The sequence below is a fragment of the Rhodococcus sp. 114MFTsu3.1 genome (assembly GCF_000383555.1).
GTDB classification, from domain to species: Bacteria; Actinomycetota; Actinomycetes; order Mycobacteriales; family Mycobacteriaceae; genus Rhodococcoides; species Rhodococcoides fascians_E.
In genome coordinates, this window is sequence record NZ_KB911550.1 from 43,074 (window position 1) to 69,788 (window position 26,715).

The 26,715-nt window shown below is 65.0% G+C and carries 18 protein-coding genes; 16 read left to right on the forward strand and 2 right to left on the reverse strand.

The window, feature by feature from the left end; all coding sequences use genetic code 11:
* Positions 1-116: 116 nt before the first annotated feature.
* Positions 117-605 (reverse strand): nuclear transport factor 2 family protein, encoded by a 489-nt coding sequence (locus tag H292_RS0113855; RefSeq protein ID WP_019667116.1) that lies wholly within the window; start codon positions 603-605, stop codon positions 117-119.
* Positions 606-747: 142 nt separating this feature from the next.
* On the opposite strand from H292_RS0113855, the gene H292_RS0113860 reads away from it, so the two are divergent.
* Positions 748-1,341, forward strand: coding sequence for a TetR/AcrR family transcriptional regulator (locus H292_RS0113860; protein ID WP_020111796.1), 594 nt, complete (start codon positions 748-750; stop codon positions 1,339-1,341).
* A gap of 274 nt (positions 1,342-1,615) precedes the next feature.
* Here the strand turns inward: H292_RS0113860 and H292_RS0113865 are convergent, their stop codons facing one another.
* Positions 1,616-3,688 (reverse strand): N-acetylmuramoyl-L-alanine amidase, encoded by a 2,073-nt coding sequence (locus tag H292_RS0113865; protein ID WP_020111797.1) that lies wholly within the window; start codon positions 3,686-3,688, stop codon positions 1,616-1,618.
* Between the two features lie 193 nt (positions 3,689-3,881).
* Between H292_RS0113865 and H292_RS0113870 the strand changes: the two genes are divergently transcribed.
* The 15 genes from H292_RS0113870 to pks13 all read left to right on the forward strand — a co-directional run bounded on the left by H292_RS0113870 (position 3,882) and on the right by pks13 (position 26,715).
* Positions 3,882-4,649, forward strand: a complete 768-nt coding sequence (locus H292_RS0113870; RefSeq protein WP_020111798.1) for a cobalt-precorrin-4/precorrin-4 C(11)-methyltransferase — start codon at positions 3,882-3,884, stop codon at positions 4,647-4,649.
* Complete coding sequence (cobF, locus tag H292_RS0113875; RefSeq protein ID WP_020111799.1) at positions 4,646-5,380, forward strand: precorrin-6A synthase (deacetylating); 735 nt, start codon at positions 4,646-4,648, stop codon at positions 5,378-5,380. Before H292_RS0113870 ends, cobF begins: the two co-directional genes overlap by 4 nt.
* A gap of 112 nt (positions 5,381-5,492) precedes the next feature.
* Complete coding sequence (gene glf, locus H292_RS0113880; protein ID WP_371828926.1) at positions 5,493-6,752, forward strand: UDP-galactopyranose mutase; 1,260 nt, start codon at positions 5,493-5,495, stop codon at positions 6,750-6,752.
* Positions 6,749-8,656, forward strand: a complete 1,908-nt coding sequence (locus H292_RS0113885; RefSeq protein ID WP_020111800.1) for a glycosyltransferase — start codon at positions 6,749-6,751, stop codon at positions 8,654-8,656. The genes glf and H292_RS0113885 overlap by 4 nt, the downstream gene beginning before the upstream one ends.
* A complete protein-coding gene (locus tag H292_RS0113890; RefSeq protein ID WP_170949282.1) occupies positions 8,634-9,170 on the forward strand; it encodes a phosphatase PAP2 family protein in 537 nt (178 codons plus the stop codon). The genes H292_RS0113885 and H292_RS0113890 overlap by 23 nt, the downstream gene beginning before the upstream one ends.
* Positions 9,167-10,075, forward strand: a complete 909-nt coding sequence (locus H292_RS0113895; RefSeq protein WP_019667124.1) for a decaprenyl-phosphate phosphoribosyltransferase — start codon at positions 9,167-9,169, stop codon at positions 10,073-10,075. The genes H292_RS0113890 and H292_RS0113895 overlap by 4 nt, the downstream gene beginning before the upstream one ends.
* The gene (gene zomB, locus H292_RS0113900) at positions 10,050-11,912 is read left to right on the forward strand and encodes a flagellar motor control protein ZomB (protein ID WP_019667125.1); all 1,863 of its coding nucleotides are present in this window, start codon (positions 10,050-10,052) and stop codon (positions 11,910-11,912) included. The genes H292_RS0113895 and zomB overlap by 26 nt, the downstream gene beginning before the upstream one ends.
* Before the next feature lie 225 nt (positions 11,913-12,137).
* Positions 12,138-13,130 (forward strand): alpha/beta hydrolase, encoded by a 993-nt coding sequence (locus tag H292_RS0113905; protein ID WP_026348133.1) that lies wholly within the window; start codon positions 12,138-12,140, stop codon positions 13,128-13,130.
* 315 nt (positions 13,131-13,445) lie between these two features.
* Entirely contained in the window at positions 13,446-14,459 is a 1,014-nt protein-coding gene (locus H292_RS0113910) for an alpha/beta hydrolase (protein WP_027498814.1), read from the forward strand.
* Between the two features lie 329 nt (positions 14,460-14,788).
* Positions 14,789-16,615, forward strand: a complete 1,827-nt coding sequence (locus H292_RS0113920) for an alpha/beta hydrolase-fold protein (protein WP_019667129.1) — start codon at positions 14,789-14,791, stop codon at positions 16,613-16,615.
* A gap of 153 nt (positions 16,616-16,768) precedes the next feature.
* Positions 16,769-17,311, forward strand: a complete 543-nt coding sequence (locus H292_RS0113925; RefSeq protein WP_019667130.1) for a DUF732 domain-containing protein — start codon at positions 16,769-16,771, stop codon at positions 17,309-17,311.
* Positions 17,312-17,322: 11 nt separating this feature from the next.
* Positions 17,323-18,291 carry a cutinase family protein gene (locus tag H292_RS0113930; RefSeq protein ID WP_019667131.1) on the forward strand — a complete coding sequence of 323 codons (969 nt, stop codon included), beginning with the start codon at positions 17,323-17,325 and terminating at the stop codon, positions 18,289-18,291.
* A 176-nt stretch (positions 18,292-18,467) separates the two neighbouring features.
* Positions 18,468-19,487 carry an LLM class F420-dependent oxidoreductase gene (locus tag H292_RS0113935; RefSeq protein ID WP_019667132.1) on the forward strand — a complete coding sequence of 340 codons (1,020 nt, stop codon included), beginning with the start codon at positions 18,468-18,470 and terminating at the stop codon, positions 19,485-19,487.
* A 220-nt stretch (positions 19,488-19,707) separates the two neighbouring features.
* Positions 19,708-21,606 carry a long-chain-fatty-acid--AMP ligase FadD32 gene (fadD32, locus tag H292_RS0113940; RefSeq protein ID WP_019667133.1) on the forward strand — a complete coding sequence of 633 codons (1,899 nt, stop codon included), beginning with the start codon at positions 19,708-19,710 and terminating at the stop codon, positions 21,604-21,606.
* Between the two features lie 48 nt (positions 21,607-21,654).
* On the forward strand, positions 21,655-26,715 hold the full coding sequence (pks13, locus tag H292_RS0113945) for a polyketide synthase Pks13 (protein ID WP_020111802.1): 5,061 nt from the start codon (positions 21,655-21,657) through the stop codon (positions 26,713-26,715).

Below are 26,715 nucleotides of genomic sequence, written 5' to 3' on the forward strand. Positions count from 1 at the left end.
TGACGGAAGCGAACGTGACGTTCGGTCACTCCAAGTGACCGAACGGTTCATTCGGTCGCCCTCGCCTCGACGGTTGGCTGGTGCGCGGACGGAGCGGAACGCGGCGCATCAGGTGGTCACAAGCCGAGGTCGGACAGGCTCGGATGCTCCGCCGGTCGCGGTGCATTCCGGTCCCAGAAGAACTTGCGCTCGCTTTCGTCGATCGGCACGTCGTTGATGCTTGCGTGGCGGTGCGTCATCAGGCCGTCCTCGTCGAAGAGCCAATTCTCGTTGCCATAGGCTCGAAACCATTGACGCGAATCATCCTGATACTCATAGGCGAAGCGGACGGCAATGCGGTCGTCACTGTGCGCCCACAGTTCCTTGATGAGGCGGTACTCGTGCTCGTGGTTCCATTTACCGCTCAGGAATTCGACGATCTGCGCACGGCCGGTCACGAAAACGGACCGATTCCGCCAGACGCTGTCGATCGAGTAGGCCAGCGCAACCACCTCGGGATCACGGCTGTTCCAGGCATTTTCGGCCAGCCTGACTTTCTGTACCGCTGATTCGTCGGTGAACGGCGGAACCGGTGGCTTCGTGGTGGTTTCCACATTTGCAGTCATTGATCGTCCTTCGCTTCGAGGTTTGGTCGAGGTGCTCTGCCCATGTAGACAATGCTGTCTACATGGCAAGAACGTACGCCATGTAGACAGACTTGTCCACATGCATGTGGCGCCGGTGGACAGATTTGTCTACTCTTGCGACGTGAGCATCTCCCAGACTCTTGATCCGCAGGTCGACGTGTCGGCCCTCCCCGCTCGGGAGCGGATACTGGCCACCGCGTATCGGCTGTTCTACCGCGAAGGAATTCGAGCAACCGGTGTGGACAAAGTGATCGCGGAGGCAGGCGTCACAAAGGTGACCTTCTATCGCCACTTCCCAAGCAAAGACACGCTGATCCTGGCGTTCCTGGACCTACGGCATCGGCGTTGGATGGAGTGGTTCGTCGACGCGTTGGACCGCTACGCTGCAGGCAACCGTCGCAGGCCCGTGGTGGTCTCGGCAGTCGAGGAGTGGCTGACCTCGGATACCTTCCGAGGATGCGCCTTCATCAACAGTGTCAACGAGATCGGGGCTGAACTGCCGGAGGTGTACGAGATCGCCACTCGCCACAAGGCCGATATGGTCGGGGCTATCAAAGCGACACTTCCGCCGGGCCCCAACCGAACCCGCGCGGCACAAGCGCTCGCAGTGGCGATCGATGGCGCTGTTGTACAAGCTCAGTGCCAGCTCGACGCCACATCGGCAGTCAAGGCTCTGACGACGATCGCGTCGACGCTGCTGCCGGAAGGCAGGTAGTTGAGCGGCGCCGGTACATGCGCAGTGAGATGAATTGCCCGATACTTTCGAAATCGGCGGACTTTCGCTGATCGTCGAAGTATCGGGCAATCCATTGCATCGGGCGCGTACGCATGCGGGTTTCGCCCCCCCGACGGGAGCGAACGTGGCGTTCGGTCACTCCAAGTGACCGAACGGTTCATTCGGTCATCGGTGAGGTCGGTGGGGGAGGGGCGGAGATGGGTCGAGCGGCGATTCGGTGGATTCGAATCGCCGCTCGACTGAGGGTGGTGATTTACGGTGCCGGTGCGGGCTCCGGGGCCGGGGCCGGCTCGATCGGGGCTGCGACGGGGTTCTGCATCTGCTGCTCGTAGGTGTCGTTGTAGGTTTTGATGACCGTGGTGACGATGCCGGTGAGCTCGTTGAAGATCAGTGAACCGTTTTCGAAGTCGGTGCGCAGACCCTCGGGGACGCGGTATTCGTCGGTGGTCGGCAAGCCGAGTTCGCCGTTCTCTCCGCCGAGTGCCATGAACTGTTCGAAGATTTTTCCGATCACGGCAACGGCTTGGCCGGCAAGGGAAGTGAAGATGGAGCCGTTGGCGAACTGTGCGGCTTCGCCTCCGCCCTTGACCTGGACGAGGCCGCTGACGGGGGTGCCGAGGGTACCGGTTTCGCCGCCGGATGCCAGCCACTTCTGGGCGATGGGGTTGGAACTGGCGAGGCGAACCAACTCGTCGACAAGTCCTGGAATGTTTTCTCCCAGAGTGCTGCTCGCGTCGGAGGTCGGCAGGGACGAATCCGTGGTTGTGTCGGATTCCGTGTCGGACGGTGCCGGAGCGGTGTCGACGCTTCCTCCGCCGCCGAGGTTCGCGGCGGCGATGTCGCGGATTTCGTCCATCTTGGCGTAGGCGCCGTCACCGGGGCATGCGGTGTTGCCGACGTCGCGGTGCGCGAAGATGACCGGCAGGTCGACGCTCTGGCCCTTGCCGACGAAGGTGAAGTTGGTGCCTTCGCTCGTCATCGTCGTCTCACCGTGTGGGTCGAGACCTGCTTTGCCCAAACGCCATCCGAGGAACTTGCCCACCGAGTCGAGGGTTTCGGTCGACGGTGCTTCACTGGAGTAGTCGCCCATCATTGCGATGCCCATGGTGTTCTCGTTGAAGCCACCGGCGTGTGCGCCCTGGACGGGACGGTCGAGTCCGCCTGCGCGGCCTTCGAAGATCTGACCGTACTTGTCGACGAGCACGTTGTAGCCGATGTCGCACCAGCCGAGCGTCTGTGCGTGGTAGGCGTAGATCGCCCGCACGATCTCGGCCGATTCGTTCTTGGAGTACTCGTTGCTGCCGGCGGTGTGGTGCACCGTCGCACCGCCGAGGAAGTCGTCGTACGTCGGTGTGGCGCAACGAATCGACTCGTCGGCGCCCCACTGCGACCGCGAGATGACCTTCGGTCCTGCGTTGCCCGCGACCGGAGTCGCGATGTCGGCGAGCGCTGAATCGGCGGGGGAGCTGCCTGGCTGGATCAACACTGCGCTGATGTCGGCCAGTGCGTCCGCCACCGGGGTGTCCTGCTGACGCAGCGGCTTCGAAACCGATGCCGGGGTGTATCCCAGCTCCTGTTCCGGTGCTGGTGCCGCCGCGGGTGCGGGGGCAGGTGCAGCGTCGGGTGCCGGCGCAGCGGGAGTGGCAGGCGGTGTCAGAAGAAGCTGAACGGCTTTCGTGGCTCCGACGAAGATGGGCTCGGTGCCCTTCTTGTCCGGCTCGGCCGCGACGTCGCTGGCTGCGGTGTCGATCGGCTCGGTTGCGATCCACGGACCCCAGGACCCGTCGTCGAGCTGGCGACGAACCTGCGCGACGGCACCGTCCACGGCGGTCGACGTCAACGCGACCATGCTGAACGGATCGTCCTGACGCAGTTCCTTCACGACCGCTCCGAGCGGGGCGCCCGGGTCGTCGCCGGCCGGGAGTTCAGCAGGCGGGGCGATCGGGGCCGCGACGTCGTTGCGGCCCGGCACCGGCGCCTGGGCCGACGGGCTCGTCGGGGACGGCACGGTGATGCCGGGGATTTCGGGAATCTGGATCGGCGGGATGGTGATGTTGTCCGGAAGCGGCAGGTACTTCAGATCGGACAGGCGCAGGTCGGGCAACGGCAGACCCGTCAATTCCTGCAGAGGAACGACGATGTCCGGTGCCGCAGTCAGTGCTGTTTCGACGATCTTGGTCGGCACGGTCACAGGGGTGGTCTCGTTTGCCGATCGAACATCGGTGGACGCGGAGTCGCCGGAAATGCTGTAGACCGCCACGGGACTCGCGACGGCCAGCAAGGCGACAGCGCCGAGAACGATCGACGGCTTCGTTCGACGGTGCAAGGCGGTACTCCCTGGTTGTTGGTGCGTGCCTGTCCGACACGATTCGAACAGGCTTGCGAATTGCTTCGAGATTGACTACTCTTCTGTCACAGGAGTCACATCAACCTCATCCGACACAAGGCTAAACCTTAGCTTGAGAGTTAGCCACCTCATGGATTGACCGGCCCACGGCGCGTCGGCATAGGTTTGTTCCGTGACTGTTCACTTCATCGGCGCAGGACCGGGCGCGGCAGATCTGCTGACGCTGCGAGCCGTCGAGCATCTACGCACCAGCCCGGTATGCGTTTATGCAGGTACCTACGTAGACGACGCGATTCTGGACCACTGCCCTCCGGGCGCGCGGAAAGTCGATACCGCGAAGCTCGACCTAGACCGGATCACCGCGGAACTCGTCGGTGCGCACGAGCGCGGCCAAGACGTCGCACGGCTGTGCTCGGGTGATCCATCTCTCTACTCGGCGCTCGCCGAGCAGTCCGCGCGTCTCGACGAAGCGGGTGTTCCGTGGGACGTCACGCCTGGCGTGCCCGCGTACGCGGCTGCTGCGGCCGAGTTGCGCGTCGAGCTCACGGTCCCGGAAGTAGCCCAGTCGGTGGTGTTGACGCGAGCTCATGCCCGTTCGACGGCGATGCCCGACGGCGAGAAGCTGGCCGCGTTCGCCGCGACCGGGTCGACGCTCGTGCTGCATCTGGGGATCACTCGCACGAGGCAGCTCGCCGACGAGTTGACGGGGTACTACGGTGCCGACTGCCCGGCCGTCGTCGTCTTCCACGCCAGCAAGCCGGACCAGCTGACGTTGACGGGCACCCTCGCGGACATCGCGGATCAGGTCGACGCCGCCGGATTGAGACAAGCAGCGGTGATTCTGGTCGGCCCCGCCCTCGGCCGCACGCCCGGACGGGAACGACCCGAGAGGCTTGCTGTGGAGTCTCATTTGTACGACGCGAATCGAGCCAGGACATGAAGGCCCATCTCGTCGGTGTCGGTGGCGGGCATCCGGATCAGGTGACGGTGCAGGCGATCGAGAAGCTCCAGCAGGTGGATGTCTTTCTCGTTGCCGACAAGGGCGACGGCGTCGGCGATCTGGCCGAGGCGCGGACGGAGATTCTGCGGCGCCATGTGACGGGGGACTACCGCGTCGTTCAGGTGCCGGACCCGGCGCGGGATCGGAAGCCGAGTGACTACGGCACGGCGGTGACCGACTGGCACGAGGCCCGGGCGCGCGCGTACCGGGAGGTCCTGGACGGCCTGCCGTCGGACACTGTCGTGGGCTTTCTGGTGTGGGGTGACCCGTCGCTCTACGACAGCACCATTCGTGTCGCCGAGCAGTTGGGCGTGGAGTTCGACGTCACGCCGGGTGTGAGCAGTGTGTCGATGCTGGCGGCGTCGCATCGGATCGTGCTGAACCGCATCGGTGGACCGATCGTGATCACCACGGGCCGGGCTTTGCAGAAGGACGTCGCGGCGGGTGCGGACAATCTCGTCGTGATGCTCGACGGCGGCTTGGCCTGCCGGGAGTTGGTCGGATCGCGGCCATGGGACATCTACTGGGGTGCCAACCTGGGAACGGAAGATGAAAAGTTGGTGGCGGGCGTTCTCGACGACGTCATCGACGAGATCGCGTCGATCCGGGCCGAGCTGAAGGCTAGACACGGCTGGGTGATGGATATCTACGTACTGCGTGCTCGGCGCTGACGAGTACCTGCGGGGTCTTTCGGGAGTGACCATGGGAGGCCGGGAGCGGAGCCTGCAGGAGTGACCATGGGAGGCCGGGAGCGGAGCCTGCAGGAGTGACCATGGGAAGTGAATGCTCCGCTGTCGGATACCCTGGTTGCCCGTGACTGCTGTAAGCCCTGAGCCCACCTCATCCGATGCATCCGTGACCGGCCGATTCGACCTGATCGTCGTCGGATCGGGGTTCTTCGGCCTGACCGTGGCGGAGCGTGCAGCGTCCCAGTTGGGCAAGCGCGTGCTCGTGTTGGATCGTCGCCACCACCTGGGCGGTAATGCCTATTCGGAGGCGGAGCCGGAGACGGGTATCGAGATCCACAAGTACGGTGCCCACTTGTTTCACACGTCGAACAAGCGTGTGTGGGAGTACGTGAACAAGTTCACGGAGTTCACGAGCTATCAGCACCGTGTGTTCGCGATGCACAAGGGCCAGTCGTACCAGTTCCCGATGGGGCTGGGCCTTATTTCTCAGTTCTTCGGCAAGTACTACTCGCCGGCGGAGGCTCGCGCTCTCATCGAGGAGCAGTCCAGCGAGTTCGACGCGAAGGATGCGCAGAACCTCGAGGAGAAGGCGATCTCGCTGATCGGTCGCCCGCTGTACGAGGCGTTCATCCGCGATTACACGGCCAAGCAGTGGCAGACCGATCCGAAGAATCTGCCGGCAGGCAACATCACGCGTTTGCCGGTGCGCTACAACTTCGACAACCGCTACTTCAACGACACCTACGAGGGTCTTCCCGTCGACGGTTACACCGCGTGGCTCGAGAACATGGCGGCCAGTGACCTCATCGAGGTTCGCTTGAACACCGATTGGTTCGATGTCCGCGAGGAACTGACGAAGGAAAGCCCGGACGCGCCGATCGTCTACACCGGCCCGCTGGATGCGTACTTCGACTACTCCGAAGGTGAACTCGGCTGGCGCACACTCGATTTCGAGACCGAGGTGCTGCCGACGGGTGACTTCCAGGGAACGCCGGTGATGAACTACAACGACGGCGACGTCGGCTACACCCGTATCCACGAGTTCCGTCATTTCCACCCCGAGCGGGAGTACCCGGCCGACAAGACGGTCATCATGCGCGAGTTCTCTCGGTTCGCCGAGAGCGGCGACGAGCCGTACTACCCCATCAACACCCCCGACGACCGGCAGAAGCTCGAGGCGTACCGGAACCGCGCCAAGGCGGAAACCGCGTCGAACAAGGTGCTGTTCGGTGGCCGGCTCGGCACCTACCAGTACCTGGACATGCACATGGCCATCGCCAGTGCGCTGAACCTGTACGACAACACGCTCGCACCGCATTTCGAGACCGGTGCGTCGCTGGCGGGGGACAAATGACGGCCAAACATCTGCTCGACGACGGAATCGCCGACGTAGCACCTGTTCTCGGCAAATCACTGCTGCAGCGGATTCTGCTGCCGCGGTCCGGGGAGCCGCTCGACGTACGCACCCTGTACCTCGAAGAAGCCAAAACCAATGCCCGACGGGCACACTCGGTCTCGCGTACGTCCGTCGCCATCGGTGCGGAGTCCGAGGTGTCCTTCGCAACGTACTTCAACGCGTTCCCGGCGAGCTACTGGCGTCGCTACAGCATCCTGAAGTCCGTCGTGCTGAGTGTCGAGGTTTCCGGGCACTGCCGAGTCGACGTCTACCGGTCCAAAGCCGATGCGTCTCGCATTCACGTCGAAGGTCGCGAAGTGACCCCGAGTGATGCGGCGCAGGAATTCGAGATCGACCTCGGTCCGTTCGAGGACGGTGGCTGGATCTGGTTCGACATCACCTCCGACTCCGAGGTCGTTCTCGAGAGCGCCGGCTGGTACGCGCCGATCGACGCACCGGGTGAGGCGAGCGTCGCCGTCGGCATCCCGACGTTCAACCGTCCCACCGACGCCGTGAAAGCCCTTGTCGCGCTTGGCTCGGACCCGCTGGTTCTCGACGTCGTCGAGGCCGTCATCATGCCGGATCAGGGCACCCGCAAGGCCAAGGACGAGCCCGGGTTCGACGAGGCCGCAGCCGGTCTCGGCGGCAAGTTGGCGGTCCACGATCAAGCGAACCTCGGTGGCTCCGGCGGATACAGCCGCATCATGTACGAGGCGTTGAAGAACACGTCGGCGCAGCACATCCTGTTCATGGACGACGACATCGAGATCGAGCCGGACTCGATTCTGCGTGCGCTCGCGATGTCGCGGTTCGCCAAGGTCCCCACCCTGGTCGGCGGTCAGATGCTGAACCTGCAGGCGCGCAGTCACCTGCACGTCATGGGTGAAGTGATCAACCGCGGCAACTTCATGTGGACCGGCGCTCAGAACGTGGAGTACGACCACGATTTCTCCGAGGACCCGCTGCGCTCGTCGAAGCTGCTGCATCGCCGCATCGACGTCGACTACAACGGCTGGTGGATGTGCATGATCCCCCGCGTCGTCGCCGAGGAGATCGGCCAACCGCTGCCGCTGTTCATCAAGTGGGACGACGCCGAATACGGTTTGCGCGCACGGGAAGCCGGATATCCGACGGTCACCTTGCCGGGTGCCGCGATCTGGCACATGGCGTGGAGCGACAAGGACGACGCCATCGACTGGCAGGCGTACTTCCACCTCCGCAACCGCCTGGTGGTCGCCGCGCTGCACGCTCCGGGCAACGGACGCGGCATCGTGGTCGACACCGTCAAGGCGACCGTCAAGCACCTACTGTGCCTGGAGTACTCCACCGTCGCGATCCAGAACAAGGCGATCCGCGACTTCCTCGCCGGACCCGAGCACATCCTCGACATCCTCCCCACGTCGCTCGGCGAGGTGCACGCACTGCGCAAGACCTATCCCGACGCCGTCGTCGTCGGATCCTCGACGGAACTGCCGCACGCATCCGGTGAGGAAGTCGGAGCCGTCGGCGAGCCGAAGAACCCGCTCGCGAAGGTCAAGCGCCTCGCGTCGGGACTGCTGCACAATGTCCGGCCCGCACACGAGCGGCACCACGAGCGCCCGCAGCTCAATGTCCCGACACTCGACGCTCGCTGGTTCCTGCTGTCGCAGGTGGACGGCGTCACCGTCACCACCGCCGACGGGCGAGGGGTCGTCTACCGCCAGCGCGACCGAGACAAGGCAGCAGCGCTGCTGAAGGAAGCGATGTCGCTGCGAGCCGAGTTGTCGCGCCGGTTCCCCGAACTGAAGGGTCGCTACCGCGACGCCGTCCCTCACCTCACCAGTAAGGAAACCTGGGAACGTGTCTTTCGTTACGAGGCGTAAGAACCAGACCGAATCCGCCGCCGAGGTGCGCGTCCTGTCGGCGATCCAGTCGACGATCGGTGCACAGCCCGGCGTGGTGTCGGTCGCGAGGGGCATGTCCCACTTCGGCGAGCACGCACTCGGTTGGGTGGCTGTGGCAGGCATCGGCGCCGTCGCCGATCCCGGGCGGCGCAGGCAGTGGGCGGGAGTGGCCGTCGGAGCAGTCGGCGCGCACGCCGCGTCGATAGTCGTCAAGCGCATCATCAGGCGCCCTCGTCCCAACGATCCGTCGGTGAAGATCAACGTGTCGACACCGAGCAAGCTCAGCTTCCCGTCCTCGCACGCCACGTCGACCACAGCAGCCGCCGTGTTGCTCGGTCGGTTGACGGGGCTACCCTTGCCTGCGGTCCTGGTACCGCCGATGTTGCTGTCGCGGCTGGTGCTCGGCGTGCATTACCCCACAGATGTTCTTGCAGGATCTGCGCTCGGCGCTTTGTCTGCAGCCGCAGTGTGCAAGTTCGAAGGAGACAAATGAGCGAGGAAGCCACCGCCGTCGGAGCGCCACCGAAGAATCTGCTCGACGGTGTGATCAAGGCGCTTCGTCCACGTCAGTGGGTCAAGAACGTTCTCGTTCTCGCGGCGCCGCTCGCCGCTGGTTCGGTGACGCAGGCCGATGTGCTGGCGCCGGTCGCGCTGGCGTTCGTCGTGTTCTGCCTCGCGGCGTCGGGTGTCTACCTCGTCAACGACGCGATGGACGTCGAAGCCGACCGGGCCCACCCCACCAAGCGTTTCCGTCCGATCGCCGCGGGTGTCCTTCCGGTCAACCTCGCGTACGCGATGGCTGTGGTGTGCCTGGGCGGTGCGATCGGCCTGTCGTTCATCGCCAACTGGAAGCTCGCGCTGGTCATCGGCGTCTACATCGCGATCCAGCTGGCGTACTGCTTCGGCCTCAAGCATCAGGCCGTGCTGGACATCTGCATCGTGTCGTCGGGCTTCCTGCTGCGCGCGATCGCCGGTGGCGTCGCCGCGTCGATTCCGCTGTCGCAGTGGTTCCTGTTGATCATGGCGTTCGGTTCGCTGTTCATGGCCGCAGGCAAGCGCTACGCCGAGCTTCAGCTCGCGGAGAGCACCGGCGCGAAGATCCGCAAGTCTCTCGAGAACTACACCACCACCTACCTTCGCTTCGTCTGGACGCTCTCCGCCACGGCAGTCGTGATTTGCTATGGACTGTGGGCCTTCGAACAAGACGCCGAGACGAACACGAACTGGTTCGCCATCTCGATGATTCCGTTCACGATCGCGATCCTGCGCTACGCGGTGGATGTCGACGGTGGGCAGGCCGGTGAGCCCGAAGAGATCGCGCTCGGCGACAGGGTGCTGCAGGTGCTGGCTCTTGCGTGGATCGGAGTAGTCGGTGTCGCTGTATACGTCGCCGGCTGAGGTAGATCAGCAGGCTTCGCGCGGGGGCCTGACGAGCAAGGCGATCTTCGCCGTCGGCGTCATCGTGACGTCGGTGCTCTTTTTCATCGGGGCCTGGGAACGGCGCTGGATCGCCGACGACGGGCTGATCGTCCTCCGCACGGTGCGCAACCTGTTGGCGGGCAACGGGCCGGTGTTCAACGCAGGCGAACGCGTCGAGACGAACACGAGCACCATCTGGACCTACCTGGTGTACGCGGGCAGTTGGCTCAGCGAGGTGCGCCTCGAGTACGTGGTGCTCACGATCGCGCTCGTCCTGTCGACTGCAGCCGTCGCAGTGGCCATGATCGGAACGTTCACGCTGCATCGCGCCGGTCGCTGGACCGGCGGCATCACCGCGTTCCTTCCGGCCGGGGTGCTCGTCTACATCGCGGTTCCTCCGGCACGTGATTTCGCGACGTCCGGGCTCGAGACCTGCCTGGTGATCTTCTGGATCGCCGTGCTGTGGCTGCTGATGGTGCGCTGGGCGACTCGGGACACCAGCACCGTGGGCGTGCTGTTCCTGGCGTTCTGGGCCGGCCTCGGCCCGCTGGTGCGTCCGGAGCTGGTGATCCTGTCCGGTCTGTCGCTCGTCATGATCTTCCTGGCCCGGCAGAGCTGGCCGAGTCGCGTCCTCGTCTTCGCTGTCGCGGGTGCGACGCCGGTGCTGTACCAGATCTGGCGGATGGGCTACTACGGTCTGCCGTATCCCAACACCGCGGTGTCCAAGGATGCAGGCGGAGCCAAGTGGGCGCAGGGGTTCGACTACCTGTGGAACCTGCTCGGCCCGTACATGCTGTGGCTCCCACTGATCCTTCTCCTGCTCGCGGGTGTGGTGTCCTCGTCGCGCCCGACGGTTCCGCGCACCATCCGTGACGCGCAGGGTTGGCTCCGCAGCCCGACGGCCGTCGTCGTGTTCGTTCTGGTGGGTGGCGTGCTGTCGCTGGTCTACGCGGTGCGCGTCGGCGGCGACTTCATGCACGGACGGACCCTGTTGCCCGCCCTCTTCACCCTTCTGCTGCCGGTGGCGGTCGTACCGCTCCGAGTCCCGACGAGCATGTCCGACGTCCGTCAGGTGGTCGTCTTCGCCGTCGGAGGTCTCGTGTGGGTCACGACGGTCGTGTGGGCGTTCTTCGCGGCGAACACGACGGGTATGCCCGAGGGCTCGATCGTCGGAAGATCCGGCATCGTCGACGAGCGTGCGTTCTACGCGCTCAACACCGGTCATGCGCATCCGATCCTGGCGTCGGACTACCTGGACTACCCACGCATGCGCGCCATGGTCGAAGCCATCGACAACACCCCGGACGGCGGTCTGCTGCTGCCGAGCGCACAGTTCACCTACTGGGATGTCGTACCGCCACCGTTGCCGATTCCTCCCGGCGGCGCCGGCCACACGGTGTTCTTCCTCAACTTGGGCATGACCAGCATGAACGTCGGCCTCGACGTTCGGGTGATCGACCAGATGGGTCTGGCGTACCCGCTGGCGTCGCACACCGAAAGGTTGGAGAACGGCCGCATCGGTCACGACAAGAACCTGTACCCGGACTGGGTCGTCGCGGATCTCGGAATGGTCGGAGAGCACCCGTATCTGCCGTGGTACATGGACGAGGACTGGGTGACGCAGGCTCGCGTCGCGTTGTCCTGCGCGGACACGCAGGAGCTCATCGCGTCGTACCGGGCGCCGTTGACGAAGGAATTGTTCGTTCGCAACATCAAGCGGTCGCTGTTCTACGCCGGATATCGATTCGATCGCGTTCCGGAATACGAAATACAACGATGTGGTTTGGAGCCTCCGATTCTGGAAGGTCACAATTAGTCGATCGGGTCGCGTCGCAATCCGTTCGTCGCCAAGATGGGATATCTCATTTCGGTAACGGACAGCGCCTCACGGACGATGTATGCGAAAGATATGTGTGACTGCCCCTGGTCTGTCGGCCGGGTCAGCGCTCTCGATGAGCGTCGATGGAGGGGCATGACCGCCGAAACGGGTGTTACGTGCAGTGACTGCGCGGTTCACCGACACTGCTGAGAGGTCGAATGCATGCTGGGTAGAACGAAGAAGGGTGCCGGGGGGCGCCTCCGCCGGATAGCTACATCTCTGGTGATGGCTGTTGCACTGCCGCTCGGTCTGGCCGTGGTCGGAACAGGTGCGACCGCCAGCGCCGCGTTCGATCCCGGTGCCCAGGATTTCTGGACCGATTCGAGCATGGGCCCGATCAAGAGCAGGATCTGGCGTGCGGCCGACGGCAACACCGACCGCGTCGTCTACTTGCTGGACGGACTCCGCGCCACCAACGACATCTCCGGTTGGGAGCACGAGACCGACGCAGGTGCCTACCTTGCGTCGTGGAACATCAACGTCGTTCAGCCTGTCGGTGGACAGTCCAGCTTCTACTCGGACTGGTACGCGCCCTCGAACTTCAACGGTCAGAAGTCCACGTACAAGTGGGAGACCTTCCTGACGCAGAACCTGCGCAACAACCTGCGGGACCGTCTCGGGTTCAATCCCAACCGCAACGGCGTCGTCGGCATCTCCATGGGCGGAAGCGCGGCGTTGACGCTGGCGGCGTACCACCCGGATCAGTTCTCCTACGCGGGTTCGCTGTCCGGTTATCTGAACATCTCGGCACCCGGAATGCGCGAGGCCATGCGAGTGGCGCTGCTGGATTCCGGTCGCTACAACATCGACGCCATGTGGGGTCCTCCGTGGGATCCGGCGTGGCTGCGCAACGACCCGTTCGTCTTCGCTCCGCGTCTGCGTGACAACGGCACCCGAGTGTGGGTCTTCGCAGGTAGTGGTCTGCCCGGTGGTCTCGACCGCCCGCGCAGCTTCATCGACTACTACAACACCGGCAATGCAATGGGCCTCGAGGCGATCGCACTGGCGAACAGCCGCGCGTTCCAGATTCGCATGGCGAGCATCGGTGCGAACAATGTCACATATGCGTTCCCTGCCGTCGGCACCCACCAGTGGGGCTACTGGCAGGAGCAGGCGCACATCATGGCACCGGATCTCAGCGCGAACATCGGCTGATTCTGCCCGCTCGACACCCGCAGGCCACCTTGTTTTGTGAGAAATCACTGGTTTGACAGGGTGGCCTGCGGCGGTCGCGCGGGATAGTGTCACAGTCTGATATCGCCCTCGAAGCAAGCACGAGATGCAGATCACAGTTTTGCTTCGGGGCGAAGGAGTGGAATAACCTCCCTTCGGTGCGTATGTCCACTGGACGTGTGCGCTTCACAACTTCATACCCAGTACTACGGCCCGACGGGGCCGAAGACAGCCCTGTTGGAATGCCGGGGGCCGCAGATCGCGGAGACCGCAGCAGAACGAGAGAGAGCACGATCCATGCGATTTTCCGGCCCCTCGAACAAGCCGAGTGTGACCAAACGATGGCGGCAGCGACTGCTCGGACTCGGCGCAGCAGCGCTGGTCCTTCCTCTCGCAGCCGGTGTCGTCGGTGGAGCAGCAGCAGTTGCAGCGCCCACCGCGGTCGTGCACAAGGCTCCTGCCGGTGGACGTGAAGATCTCTGGGTACCGTCCGAAATGGGGCCGATCAAGGTCCAGGTCCAGTGGGCCGCTCGCGGTGGCAACGCCGCCCTCTACTTGCTCGACGGCCTCCGCGCCCGCGACGATCGCAACGCGTGGACCTTCGAGACCAACGCCCAGGACCAGTTCGCAGGCGACGACGTCACCCTCGTCATGCCGGTCGGTGGCCAGGCCAGCTTCTACAGCGACTGGTACGCGGCGTCGAACCTCAACGGCCAGGAAGTCACCTACAAGTGGGAGACGTTCCTGACGCAGGATCTGCCTGCCTTCCTCGAGGGCTACGGAGTCTCGCGCTCCAACAACGCCGTTCTGGGAATCTCCATGGGCGGCTCGGCTGCACTGACGCTGGCCGCGTACCACCGCGATCAGTTCAAGTTCGCCGGCTCGTTCTCCGGTTACCTCAACATCTCCGCTCCCGGCATGCGTGAAGCCATTCGTGTCGCGATGCTGAGCCAGTCCTGGTTCAACGTCGACTCCATGTGGGGACCTCCGTGGAGCCCGGCATGGCTGCGCAACGATCCGTTCGTGTTCGCTCCCGAGCTTCGTGGACTGTCGCTGTACGTCTCCGCCGCATCGGGTCTGCCCGGTGAGTTCGACAAGCCGCGCGCCCCGATCGACTTCTACAACACCGCGAACGGCATGGCACTGGAAGCTCTCGCACTGGCCAACAGCCGCGCATTCCAGGTCCGCCTGGCAACGCTCGGAATCCCGGCTACCTTCAGCTTCCCGGGCAACGGCATTCACAGCTGGCCCTACTGGTCCGCCGAGCTGTTCAAGGCTCGTGGCCAGATCCTCGAGGCTCTGAACGCCTGACCTGTGCTTCTCTCGCCGATGCCGTCCTGCCGTGCGCAGGGCGGCATCGGTGCGTTTCCGGCCTCGATCAGCAGTGTCGTCGGGATCTCGACGATTCCTGATTCACAATTGCACCATCAGTCACAGCGAGCCTCGGCCTGACCGACGCACTTCGCGTGTAGAAAGACTTGAGAACTACAAGTCTGCGACTCATGCGTTCGGTGCGGACTTGATCAGGTAAGAGAAAGAGAGTCACCACCATGCGTACTGGGTCCAACAGGTTCGGCCGGGGTCGAACGGCCGGAACGGCGGCCTGGCAAGCAAAATCCACGAAAGCAGGAGCTCGCCGGATGGCGACGGCTGCAGTCGTCGCTGCTGCGCTGATCTCCCCGTTCGGAGCCGCAGGCATCGCTCAGGCCGCGCCGACGGCCCTGACCGCGCCGTCGCAGACTCAGGCCCCGTCCGGTGCGAGCGTCACGGCCGTCGACTGGCTGTCCGACCGCCGCGTGGCCCTCTGGATCGACTCCCCGTCGATGGGAACGCCCATCCAGGTTCAGCTCCTGCTCGCTCGTGACTGGAACATCAACCCCCAGGCGACGTTCCCGTCGGTGTGGATGCTCGACGGTCTGCGTGCCACCGACATGGAGAACGGCTGGACCGCCGAGACCGACGCGGAGTCCTACTTCGCGGACAAGAACGTCAACGTCGTCCTGCCGGTCGGTGGGCAGTCGAGTTTCTACTCGGACTGGGTGGACCAGGACAACGGCAAGAACTACCAGTGGGAGACGTTCCTGACGAAGGAACTCCCGCCGATTCTCGAAAGCAGCTGGCGCACCAACCAGACCCGCGGCGTCGTGGGCCTGTCGATGGGCGGCACCGCTGCGATGTTCCTCGCTGCTCGTAACGAAGGCTTCTTCAAGTTCGCCGGGTCGCTCTCCGGAATGCTGACGACCACGACCCTCGGAATGCCGCAGGCAATCCAGTACGCGATGGCGGACGCCGGTGGTTTCGACTCCAAGGCGATGTGGGGCGCACCGTCGAACGACCTGTGGGCACAACATGATCCGTACCTTCTCGCGGAGAAGCTGAAGGGCGTGAGCCTGTACGTCTCGAGCGGCAACGGCGTTGCCGGACCGTACGATCCGCCGTCGGGCATCCCCGGCGTCAGCTCCAACTACGCCGGCATGGGCCTCGAGATCCTGTCCCGCCTGACGTCGCAGACGTTCGCGACCAAGCTCAACAAACTCGGCATCCCCGCTCAGGTGGTCTACCGCCCGTCGGGACTGCACACCTGGGAGTACTGGGAGTTCGAGCTCAAGCAACTGTGGCCGCAGCTCGCGAGCGCGCTCGACGTCGAGGCGGACAAGCCGTCGTGCAGCGTCGCCGGAGCAATCGGAAACGCCGCGGGAGCGAACTCCTGGCTGGGCGACTGCCTGACGGCGGAGTACAACGTCGCGGGTGGCCGTGCACAGGACTTCCGGTTCGGTCGCGTGTTCTTCAGCCAGGACACCGGCGCTCAGGTCGTTGCCGGAGCCATCGGCGGTAACTACCAGGGTTCGGGTGGGCCTGCGGGTCCCCTCGGCTTCCCGAAGACCGGTGAGTTCGGAACCCCCGACGGCCGCGGACGAGCCAATGCTTTCCAGAACGGCATGGTCTACTTCACGCCGCAGACCGGCGCGCACGCCGTACGAGGAGCCATCCTCGACGAATGGGCGCGCCAGGGCTACGAGGCCGGGCCGCTCGGCTACCCGGTGCTCGACGAGGTCGCCACACCGTCGAAGCCCGGCGCGGTCCAGGGATTCGAGATCGGTGCGATGTACTGGAACCCTGATCTCGGTACGCATTCCGTGCAGGGCATGATCCTCGGAAAGTACGGCCAGATCGGGTGGGAGAACGGGCCACTCGGCTTCCCGAAGACCAGCGAGCTCGGCCCGATCAGGGACGGCGGCAGGTTCAACGAGTTCGAGGGCGGCAACATCTACTGGAGCCCCCTGACCGGCGCCTGGGCGATCCGCAACGGCGAGATTTTCGACGCGTGGAAGAGCGTCGGCTACGAAGCCGGCCGGCTGGGCTACGTCACGAGCGATCAGTTCGAGATGGACGGCGGCGGAATCCAGCAGAACTTCCAGTTCGGCATCATCACCGTCAAGGACGGCAAGGTGACCATCGCGCCGTGACGTCGCGGCACGTCGGCTCCTGCAGGGTCCCTCAGAGTTCTCTCAGTGGCCGTCGGTAGCGTCTCGGTTTGTCGTCGTCCGTCCGGCCGCCCGGTCGTGAACCCATCGACCTCCGGGTCATGGTCCCAACGAAACGTCGAAGGACTCTCCATCATGCGCACTTCTCTTTCCCGGACACTGTCCCTGGCGGTACTGAGCGTCGCCGCGGGCGGCCTGCTCGTCGCCTGCGGTAGCGACGACTCCACCGCGACCGGGTCACCGTCCACGTCATCGACCACCACGGCGGCGGAGACGACCAGCGCGGAGGCAACCTCGTCGCAGGAGACGTCGAGTGCGGCTCCGACGACCAGCCCCGGCGATGCGGCGACCGCACCGCCGGAGCAGCCGCAGCCGGTGCCCGAGGGATTCCCCGGGCCGACGGAGGCACCCGTCGACGCGCGGGGCCAGGCGTTCCTCGACGAGCTCGAGAAGCAGGGCGTCACAGTTGCGGGCAACGGTGAGATCGCCATCTCGACGGCGTCGTACATCTGCTCCGCCCAGTCCCAGGGCGTGCCCGCCGACGAGATCGCGACGTTCGTGACCGCCAACGTCGGTGTGGAGGCGAGTGCCGCCGGCACCCAGATGTCCGCGGAGCAGGCAGGTGAGACCGCGCAGGTCTACATCGCGTCCGCTCAGAACACCATCTGCAAGGCCTGACGGACACGTCGATGGCCAATCGAACGAAGCGCAAGAGAAGGCTGCTGCCGAAGCTGCTCGCAGTGGTGGTCGTTCTCGGGCTGATCGTCGTAGCCCTGTGGTACCTGCTGGCCGGACGTCTCCCGAAGGAGATCCCGTCGCCTCTGCCGGGGCCAGGGCCCGATCAGCCGCAGTCGCAGCCCGCCGATTGCGCCGACGTCGCGGTCATCGCGATTCCGGGAACGTGGGAGTCGGCCGTCGGCGACGATCCGTACAACCCGACGGCCAACCCGGCGTCGCTGATGCTGAACGTGACCCGCCCGCTGCAGGAACAGTTCGATCCGTCGCGGGCGAGCGTGTACACGGTTCCGTACGTCGCTCAGTTCTCCAACCCGATCGCGTTCCCACCGGACGGGCAACAGTCCTACAACAACAGCAGGACCGAAGGCACCGCCGCGGCCAGAGCCGAACTGGCTCGCGTCAGCGATCGCTGCCCGTTGACGAGCTACGTTCTCGCCGGCTTCTCCCAGGGTGCGGTCATCGCCGGGGACATCGCCGCCGACATCGGTGCGGGCAACGGCCCCGTCGCCGCGGACAAGGTCCTCGGTGTCACGTTGATCGCCGACGGTAGGCGCGACGGCACGTCGGGAACAGATATCGGACCGCCCGTCGACGGCGTCGGTGCCGAGGTCGCGCTCGGTGGTCTCGACCTTCCGGGAATCACGATGACGGGTGCGCGTCCGGACGGTTTCGGAGCGTTGAACGACCGCGTGAATCAGATCTGCGCGGCGGGCGACCTCATCTGTGCGGCACCCTCGGAAGGGTTGTCGCTGCGCAACATTCCGCAGAGCATCGGCATCCTCGCGGGTGCGGCAGGCAACCCGGTCCACGCGTCGTACAACTCGTTCGTCGTCGACGATGCAGGCACGACGTCGACGCAGTGGACGGCGGGCTGGGCGGCCGGGTTGATCTCGTCGGCGCCGGAGATTCCGCACTCCTGATGCACCCCGTGTAGTTCTCACAAGGTCGCCTCGGGGCACCTGAGGAATACGCACAAAGGTGGTCCCGGCGTACCCCGCGAAGTGTATTCCCATGTCGTGAGCAGATAGAGTGGCGCCTTGGACCAGCTGGCGATTGGCGCTGGGCACCGAAGATGACCGCACGAGGAGACCTATACATGTGTTCTGCCCAGGCCCCCGATCTGCCCGCAGAAGGGCACGTCACGGCACTGCGCAAGTTCCGATTCGCGGCAGGCGGAGAAGGCAACGCGGAGGAGGGCGGGGCGCGTAAGTTCGTCAAGCTGGCTCAGCAGGCGGAGGAGCTCGGGTACGACAGCTTCATGATCCCCGATCACCTGGGCAACCAGGTCGGGCCGATCGCTGCGCTGGGCGCCCTGGCCGTCGCGACCGACAAGATCAGGCTCGGTACGGCTGTCCTCGCCAACGGCTTCCGGCATCCGGCGATTCTCGCCAAGGACGCCGCCACCATCGACGTGCTGTCCGGCGGTCGCCTCGAGCTCGGTCTCGGCGCGGGCTGGATGCGCGACGAGTACGACAAGGCGGGCATCCAGTACGACAAGCCCGGTATCCGCATCGAGAAGCTGGAGGAGAGCCTCGAGATCCTCGACACCTTGCTTCGCGGCAAGGAGTGCAACTTCGAGGGCAAGCACTTCCAGATCTCCGGACTCAAGGGCAGCCCTCGTCCGCGGCAGGGACCTCGTCCTCCCATCTGTGTCGGTGGCGGCGGCCCTCGCATGCTCGCGCTCGCGGCCAAGTACGCGGACATCATCTCGGTGGTTCCGGCCAGCACGAAGGAAGGCAAGCTCAAGCTCTCCGGTATGACGCTCGAGCAAACCCTCGAACGCGTCGAGCTCATTCGCGCAGCAGCCGGGGATCGCTTCGACGAGATCGAACTGAACTGGGCCATCACGACCATCGTCGTCACCGACGATCGCGAGCAGATGGCGGAGATGGCGCTCGCCGCATTGGACAACGGATATCCGCCCAACGTCGACGTGGACGTGAAGCTGAGCGTCGAGGACATCCTGACGTCGCCGTACCTCGCATTCGGGACATACGAGGAGATCGCAGATCAAATCCGTAACGTTCGCGCGAAAACGACGATGTCCTATGTCGGGGTTTTCCCCACTCAGATGGAAGCGTTCGCTCCGGTCATCGACCTGTTGAAAGGCGAGTGACCGAAGGACGTGTCTTCCGGGCATGCGCCGCCGTTTCGGAGGAGCATGACGAAGACAGCAAGTATTTGCCGTGAGGCAAGCTACCAGCTAGTAATATTCACGCAGTTCGGGTGCGAGTCGTGAGTGAAAAGGAAGTCGGGGCGCGGGCCGAAAGAGCTCCGGGGCGCCAGCTTCGGGAAGCGCAATCGCAGCGGACACCGTCGGAGGAGAAACGAACACCATGAGCCACACATTCGATGACTACATCGATGAGAACGGCCACATCACCATCGCCGAAGGCAAGACGCTCGTCCGCCACGTCGAGGTGAACGTCGCCGAGAACGCCGACACTCTTGCCTATCGGTTCATGGATTACTCCCGCGAACGTGACGGTGAAGCACACGAGCTCACCTGGGTCGAGTTCGGCAAGCGTCTTCGCGCGGTGGCAGCACGGCTGCAGCAGGTCACCCAGCCCGGTGATCGCGTCGCAATTCTTGCTCCGCAGGGCCTCGACTACGTCGTCGCATTCTTCGGCGCCATCTACGCAGGCACCATCGCCGTGCCGCTGTTCGACCCCGACGAGCCCGGTCACACCGACCGTCTGCACGCGGTCCTCGGCGACTGCAGCCCTACCGCGATCCTGACGGCCACCAACTCCGCGGCCGGTGTCCGCGCCTTCTTCCGTGCACTCCCCGCCAAGGAGCGCCCCCGCGTCATCGCTGTCGACGCCATCCCGGACAGCGTCGGCGAGACCTGGGTCGAGCCCGCCGCCAAGCTCGACGACATCGCGTACCTGCAGTACACCTCCGGCTCCACCCGCGTCCCCGCAGGCGTGGAGATCACGCACCGCGCGGTCGGCGTCAATGCGCTGCAGATGGTCGACAGCATGGAGATCAACGAGGACTCGCGCGGCGTCACGTGGCTGCCGATGTTCCACGACATGGGCCTGCTGACGGTCATCCTGCCCGCGCTGGGCGGCAAGTACATCACCATCATGAGCCCCCGCGCGTTCGTGCAGCGGCCGTGGCGCTGGATCAAGGAACTCGCCGCGGTCTCCGACGGTGCAGGCACCTTCGCTGCCGCCCCGAACTTCGCGTTCGAGCACGCTGCGCAGCGCGGACTGCCGAAGAACGGCGAGAAGCTCGACCTCTCCAACGTCATCGGCCTCATCAACGGCAGCGAGCCGGTCACCACCACGTCGATGAAGAAGTTCAACGACGCGTTCGGCCCGTACGGCCTGCCGAAGTCGGCCATCAAGCCGTCCTACGGCATGGCCGAGGCGACGTTGTTCGTCTCCACCAGCAAGCATGCCGACGAGGCCAAGGTCGTCTACGTCGACCGCACCGAGCTCAACGCAGGCAACTTCGTCGTCGTCGACGCCGACGCCCCGGGCGCGATCCCGCAGGTCTCGACCGGCACCGTCGCTCGTAGTCAGTGGGCAGCGATCGTCGACTCGGACTCCGCGACCGAACAGGCCGACGACCACGTCGGCGAGATCTGGCTTCACGGCGAGAACATCGGTCAGGGCTACTGGGGTCGCGACACCGAGACCACGGAGACGTTCCACAACAAGCTCGTCAGCCGCATCGCGACCGGCTCGCACGCCGACGGTGCCCCGGACGGCGCCAACTGGATGCGCACCGGAGACTTCGGCGTCTACCACGACGGCGAGCTGTACATCACCGGCCGCGTCAAGGACCTCGTCATCGTCGACGGCCGCAATCATTACCCGCAGGACCTCGAGTTCTCGGCGCAGGAATCCAGCAAGGCACTGCGCCCCGGTTTCGTCGCCGCCTTCTCGGTCCCGCTCAACCAGCTCCCGGACATCGTCTTCGACTTCAGCGGCTCTGCGCTGACGAAGGATCCCGAGGACGGCGCCGAGCAACTCGTCATCGTCGCCGAGCGCGCCCCGGGCGCGGGCAAGGCAGATCCGCAGCCCATCGCCGACGAGGTCCGCGCCGCCATCTCGGCACGGCACGGCGTCACCGTCCGCGACGTCCTGCTCGTCCCGGCCGGATCCATCCCCCGCACCTCCAGCGGCAAGATCGCCCGCCGCGCCTGCAAGGCCGCCTACATCGAGGGCACCCTGCGCGGCGGCTACCAGCAGCAGGCCTTCCCCGACGCGGAACTGCCGGACTGACGTCTTCGGATCGGGTCCCGTTTCCTTCTACACGTAACTTGGTGAGTGATGGCTGAACAAGAAACCGACAAGATCCAGCGTGCGGAGGGCGACGGCGACTTGACTGTCGCTCAGCTTCGCGAGTGGCTACGGAACTGGGTCGCCGAGGCAACCAACCAGTCACCGGACCAGATCTCCGACGACCGGCCGATGGAAGAGTTCGGCCTGTCCTCGCGTGACGCGGTCGCACTGAGCGGTGAGATCGAGGAGCTCGTCGGAGTCACGCTGACCGCGACGGTGGTCTACCAGCACCCGACGATCGCGTCGCTCGCGAAGATCATCATCGAGGGCGAACCCGAGGTACCCGCGGGCGATGTCGACGACTCCTTCTACACCCGCGGCATCGTCGCCGGAGACTCGCACGACATCGCCATCGTCGGCGTCTCCACCCGTTTCCCCGGAGCAGGCACCACCCCCGAGGAGATGTGGGCCCTGCTCAGCGAGGGCCGCGACGGCATCACCGATCTGCCCGACGGCCGCTGGGAGGAGTTCACCTCCGACCCGGCCATCAAGGCAGCCGTCGACGCCACCGTCACCAAGGGCGGCTACCTGGACGACGTCAAGACGTTCGACGCCGAGTTCTTCGCGATGTCGCCCAACGAAGTCGTCAACGTCGACCCGCAGCAGCGGCTGGCTCTGGAGCTCACCTGGGAGGCGCTCGAGCACGCGCGCATCCCCGCCAGCTCGGTCAAGGGCTCGCAGGTCGGTGTCTTCATCGGCAGCTCGTCCAACGACTATCAGCTCCTCGCCGTCAGCGACCCGAAGGCGCACCCGTACGCCCTGACCGGAACGTCGACGGCCATCGTCGCCAACCGCGTCTCGTACTTCTACGACTTCCGTGGCCCGTCCATCGCAGTCGACACCGCGTGCTCGTCCTCGCTCGTCGCCGTCCACCAGGCCGTGCGCAGCCTGCGTACCGGTGAGTCGGACCTCGCCGTCGCCGGTGGCGTCAACATGTTGCTCGCACCGCCCATCACCGTCGGCTTCGGTCAGACCGGTGTGCTCGCGCCCGACGGCAAGATCAAGGCGTTCTCCTCCGACGCCAACGGCATGATTCGCTCCGAGGGTGGTGGCCTCGTCGTACTCAAGCGGCTCGAGGACGCCAAGCGCGACGGCGACAACATTCTCGCAGTGGTCGCAGGCTCGGCCGTCAATCAGGACGGACGCTCCAACGGGCTGCTCGCACCGAGCCCGGATGCTCAGGCCGACGCGCTGCGCTTCGCCTATCGCGATGCAGGTATCGCACCGTCCGGCGTCGACTACATCGAGGCGCACGGCACGGGAACCATCCTCGGTGACCCCATCGAGGCCGACGCTCTCGGACGTGTCGTCGGACGTGGCCGCGACGCAGACAAGCCGGCACTGCTCGGATCGGCCAAGACCAACTTCGGTCACCTCGAATCTGCCGCCGGTGCAGCAGGTTTGATCAAGGTCGTGCTGGCCATGCAGCAGAACCGTCTGCCTGCCTCGCTCAACTACGCGGGACCGAACCCGTACATCGACTTCGACAAGGCACACCTGAAGGTCATTCCTGAGGGTTCCGAATGGCCGCGCTACACCGGCAAGGCCGTCGCGGGTATCTCCGGCTTCGGCTTCGGCGGCACCAACGCCCACGTCGTGGTGAAGGAGTATGTCGCCGACGAAGTTTCGGAGGGTTTCGATCCGGAAGCGGTTGATCCGGAAGCTGTCTTGGTAGAGGGTGTTTCGCCGGTCTCGGAGATCGAGACCACCGATCCCGTCGCCGAGGCCGAAGAAATTCTGGAGCAGTCCGTTTCGGTCGACGAGACGGTCGTCCTCGCGGTGTCCGCTGCTCTGCCATCGCGCCGTAAGCGCGCCGCATCGGATCTCGCCGACTGGCTCGAGACCGAAGAAGGCAGCACGACGCCTCTTGCGGACGTCGGCCGTGCGTTGGCCAAGCGTAACCACGGGCGTTCGCGTGCAGTGGTTCTCGCGAAGACCCGAGCGGAAGCGATCACGGGGCTTCGTGCCATCGCGGCCGGTAAGCCCGGGCAGGGTGTTTTTTCCGCTGATTCGCCGGCCTCCAACGGTGCTGTGTGGGTGTTCTCCGGCTTCGGCTCGCAGCATCGCAAGATGGCATCGACGCTGTACCGCACCAACCCGATCTTCGCGGCGGCACTCGACGAGGTCGACGAACTGCTGATCGACGAGGCCGGCTACTCCATCAAGGAGATCATCCTCGACGATTCGCAGACGTACGAGTTCGAGAACTCGCAGGTCGGTATCTTCGTCATCCAGATCGCTTTGGCTGCAACGCTTCGTGCGCACGGCGCCGAGCCCGCCGCCGTCATCGGGCACTCGATGGGTGAGGTCGCCGCCGCATACGTCGCAGGCGGGCTCAACCTGGAAGACGCCGTGCGGATCATCTACGCCCGCTCGCGACTGCTCGCCGAGGGCCAGGACGGTCTGGGAGCCGCGTCGCAGGGCGCAATGGCATTGGTGGAGTACACCGCCGACGAGGTCACTGCCCTGACCGATCAGTTCCCGGACGTGGAGCCCTGCGTGTACGCCGCGCCGACGCACACCACCGTCGGTGGGCCTCGTGCGCAGGTGGAAGAACTTGTCACCGTCGCCGAAGCAGCCGGAAAGATGGCTCGCCTTCTCGACGTCAAGGGCGCGGGCCACACGTCCGCCGTCGATCCGCTGCTCGGCGAACTCGCCGCCGAACTTGCAGGCATCGAGCCCAGCACGCTGACGGCCGGGGTCTACTCGTCCGTCGATCTCGAGGCGCACTACCGCGTCGGACACGAGGCCATCCACGGCGTCGACTACTGGGTCAAGGGCATGCGGCACCCGGTGAACTTCACCCAGGCCGTCAATGTTGCTGTCGGAGACGGCCACACGACGTTCGTCGAACTGGCTCCCAATCCTGTCGCGCTGATGTCCGTGGCGGCGACGGCATGGGCTGCCGGTGTTGCGGACTCGACGCTGATTCCCACCTTGAAGCGCAAGGAAGACGAGTCCGAGACGTTCCTCGCTGCCCTGGCGCAGCTGTACGTCCACGGCCACGCCCTGGATCTGCCGACTCTCTTCGCCGAAGGTGGCTACGCTCCCATCCCGCGTACGGCCTACCTCCGCAAGGAGTTCTGGCTGAACACTCGCGTCAATTCCAGTGGTAGCGGCCGTATTCCGGGATCGCACGTCGCCCTCCCGGACGGCAGGCACGTCTGGGAGGTCGAGGCGCCGAGCGTCGAGTCTCTGGGAACTCTGGTCGAAGCCGCGGCAGCGCAGGTCTTCTCGGGCGTTGCGCTCGGTGCATCGGTGTCGCACGCCGCCATCCCGACCGCAGGAACCTTGGTGACCACGCTGACCCCGCACCTCGGGGGAGCGTCCGTCCAGGTGCACGCGCACGCGGGCTCGTCGTTCACGTTGCTGCACGACGCCGTCGTGACGTCGGGCGAAGGGCTGCCGGAACCTGTTGTCGCCGAGCCATCCACGGGTGTCGTGGACCGTGGCCGGCCCGGAGTGGAGGAGTTGCCGGAGGTTGTCGAGGACTTCGGTGATCGTTGGGATCCCAACGGCAACCAGAAGCTCGAAGACCGCCTGGCCATCATCGTCGCCGAGTCCATGGGGTACGCACCCGAGGACCTGCCTCCCGAGATCCCGCTCATCGAGCTCGGTCTCGATTCCCTGAGCGCCGTCCGTATCAAGAACCGCGTGGAGTACGAGTTCGACATCCCCACTGTTCAATTGCAGGCCGTCCGGGACGCAAACCTCCTCGAGGTGGAGAAGTACCTGCGGTACGCGATCGAGAACCGTGAGGAAGTTCAGGCTCTCGCAGACAAGCAGGCGGCCGAGAAGGAAGCGGAAAAGGAAGCCGAGAAGGCTGCCGAGGCCGGAGCGGGGGCACGGGACGCCGCAGTCGACACCGCCGTCGCGTCGGACGAGGTTGCGACGCCGAGTGCGGAGTACCAGCCGGCGCCGTCCGCGCAGACCGATCTCGGTGGCAAGGAAGCTTTCGCGGAAGCAGCGGGATCCGATGTTCCGCCACGTGACAACGCCGAGCGCATGACGTTCGCGACGTGGGCCGTGGTGACGAAGGAATCCGCCAAGGGCATCTTCAACACGCTCCCGATTCTCGACGACGAGACCGCGGAGAAGTTGGCGGCGCGCCTCACCGAGCGGGCCGGCGGCGAGATCACCTTCGACGACGTGCTGGATTCGGAGACGATCGAGCAGCTCGCGGACAAGGTGCGTCCGCACCTCGAGGGCGGAGAGATCGACGGTCTCGTCCGCAATCTGCGTCCACGTCCGGAAGGATCCACCGCGACACCGGTGTTCGCGTTCCACTCGGCCGGCAGCTCGACGGTCGCGTACGAACCACTGCTGCGCAAGCTCCCTGCGGGTACTCCGATGTACGGGTTGGAGCGCGTCGAGGGGCCGATTTCAGTCCGTGCGGCGGAGTACGTTCCGCTGATCAAGGCGATCCAGCCGGAGGGCCCGTACGTTTTCGTCGGATGGTCCCTCGGCGGCATCCTGGCCTACGAGGTCGCCCGTCAGATGGAGGAAGAGGGCATCGAGGTCGCGTACGTCGGACTCCTCGACACCGTCATGCCGGGTGCGAAGATTCCCGACACCAAGGACGAGGTTCGTCGTCGGTGGGAGCGGTACGCGAAGTTCGCGAAGAAGACGTACGACGTCGACTACCCGATTCCGTACGACAAGCTCGTCGAAGCCGACGACGAAGGCCAGATCCGGATCATCACCGATCTGGTCAAGCTCAGCGGCGCCAAGATCCCGGGCGGAATCATCGAGCACCAACGCACGTCGTGGCTGGACAACCGCGCGATCGAAACAGCGGAGCTCAAGCCGTACGGCGGCCCGGTGACGCTGTACATGGCGGACAAGTACCACGACGACGCCATCGCGCTCGAGCCTGCCTACGCCACTCGTGAGGATCACGGCGGCTGGGGACCGGTCGTGAAGGATCTCGAGATCGTGCAAATCGGAGGCGACCATCTCGCCGTCGTCGATGAGCCGTACATTGGACGAATTGCGGCACACATGACGAAGAAGCTCGATGAGATCGAGTCGCTGAGAACCGGAGACTAA

What these genes read in the sequence shown, in the direction of transcription:
- H292_RS0113855 (WP_019667116.1), bottom strand. Translation starts at nt 605, where the DNA reads ATGACTGCAAATGTGGAAACCACCACGAAGCCACCGGTTCCGCCGTTC.
- cobF (WP_020111799.1), top strand. Translation starts at nt 4,646, where the DNA reads ATGAAGGCCCATCTCGTCGGTGTCGGTGGCGGGCATCCGGATCAGGTG.
- glf (WP_371828926.1), top strand. Translation starts at nt 5,493, where the DNA reads ATGCTCCGCTGTCGGATACCCTGGTTGCCCGTGACTGCTGTAAGCCCT.
- H292_RS0113885 (WP_020111800.1), top strand. Translation starts at nt 6,749, where the DNA reads ATGACGGCCAAACATCTGCTCGACGACGGAATCGCCGACGTAGCACCT.
- H292_RS0113895 (WP_019667124.1), top strand. Translation starts at nt 9,167, where the DNA reads ATGAGCGAGGAAGCCACCGCCGTCGGAGCGCCACCGAAGAATCTGCTC.
- H292_RS0113905 (WP_026348133.1), top strand. Translation starts at nt 12,138, where the DNA reads ATGCTGGGTAGAACGAAGAAGGGTGCCGGGGGGCGCCTCCGCCGGATA.
- H292_RS0113910 (WP_027498814.1), top strand. Translation starts at nt 13,446, where the DNA reads ATGCGATTTTCCGGCCCCTCGAACAAGCCGAGTGTGACCAAACGATGG.
- H292_RS0113920 (WP_019667129.1), top strand. Translation starts at nt 14,789, where the DNA reads ATGGCGACGGCTGCAGTCGTCGCTGCTGCGCTGATCTCCCCGTTCGGA.
- H292_RS0113925 (WP_019667130.1), top strand. Translation starts at nt 16,769, where the DNA reads ATGCGCACTTCTCTTTCCCGGACACTGTCCCTGGCGGTACTGAGCGTC.
- H292_RS0113930 (WP_019667131.1), top strand. Translation starts at nt 17,323, where the DNA reads ATGGCCAATCGAACGAAGCGCAAGAGAAGGCTGCTGCCGAAGCTGCTC.
- H292_RS0113935 (WP_019667132.1), top strand. Translation starts at nt 18,468, where the DNA reads ATGTGTTCTGCCCAGGCCCCCGATCTGCCCGCAGAAGGGCACGTCACG.
- fadD32 (WP_019667133.1), top strand. Translation starts at nt 19,708, where the DNA reads ATGAGCCACACATTCGATGACTACATCGATGAGAACGGCCACATCACC.
- pks13 (WP_020111802.1), top strand. Translation starts at nt 21,655, where the DNA reads ATGGCTGAACAAGAAACCGACAAGATCCAGCGTGCGGAGGGCGACGGC.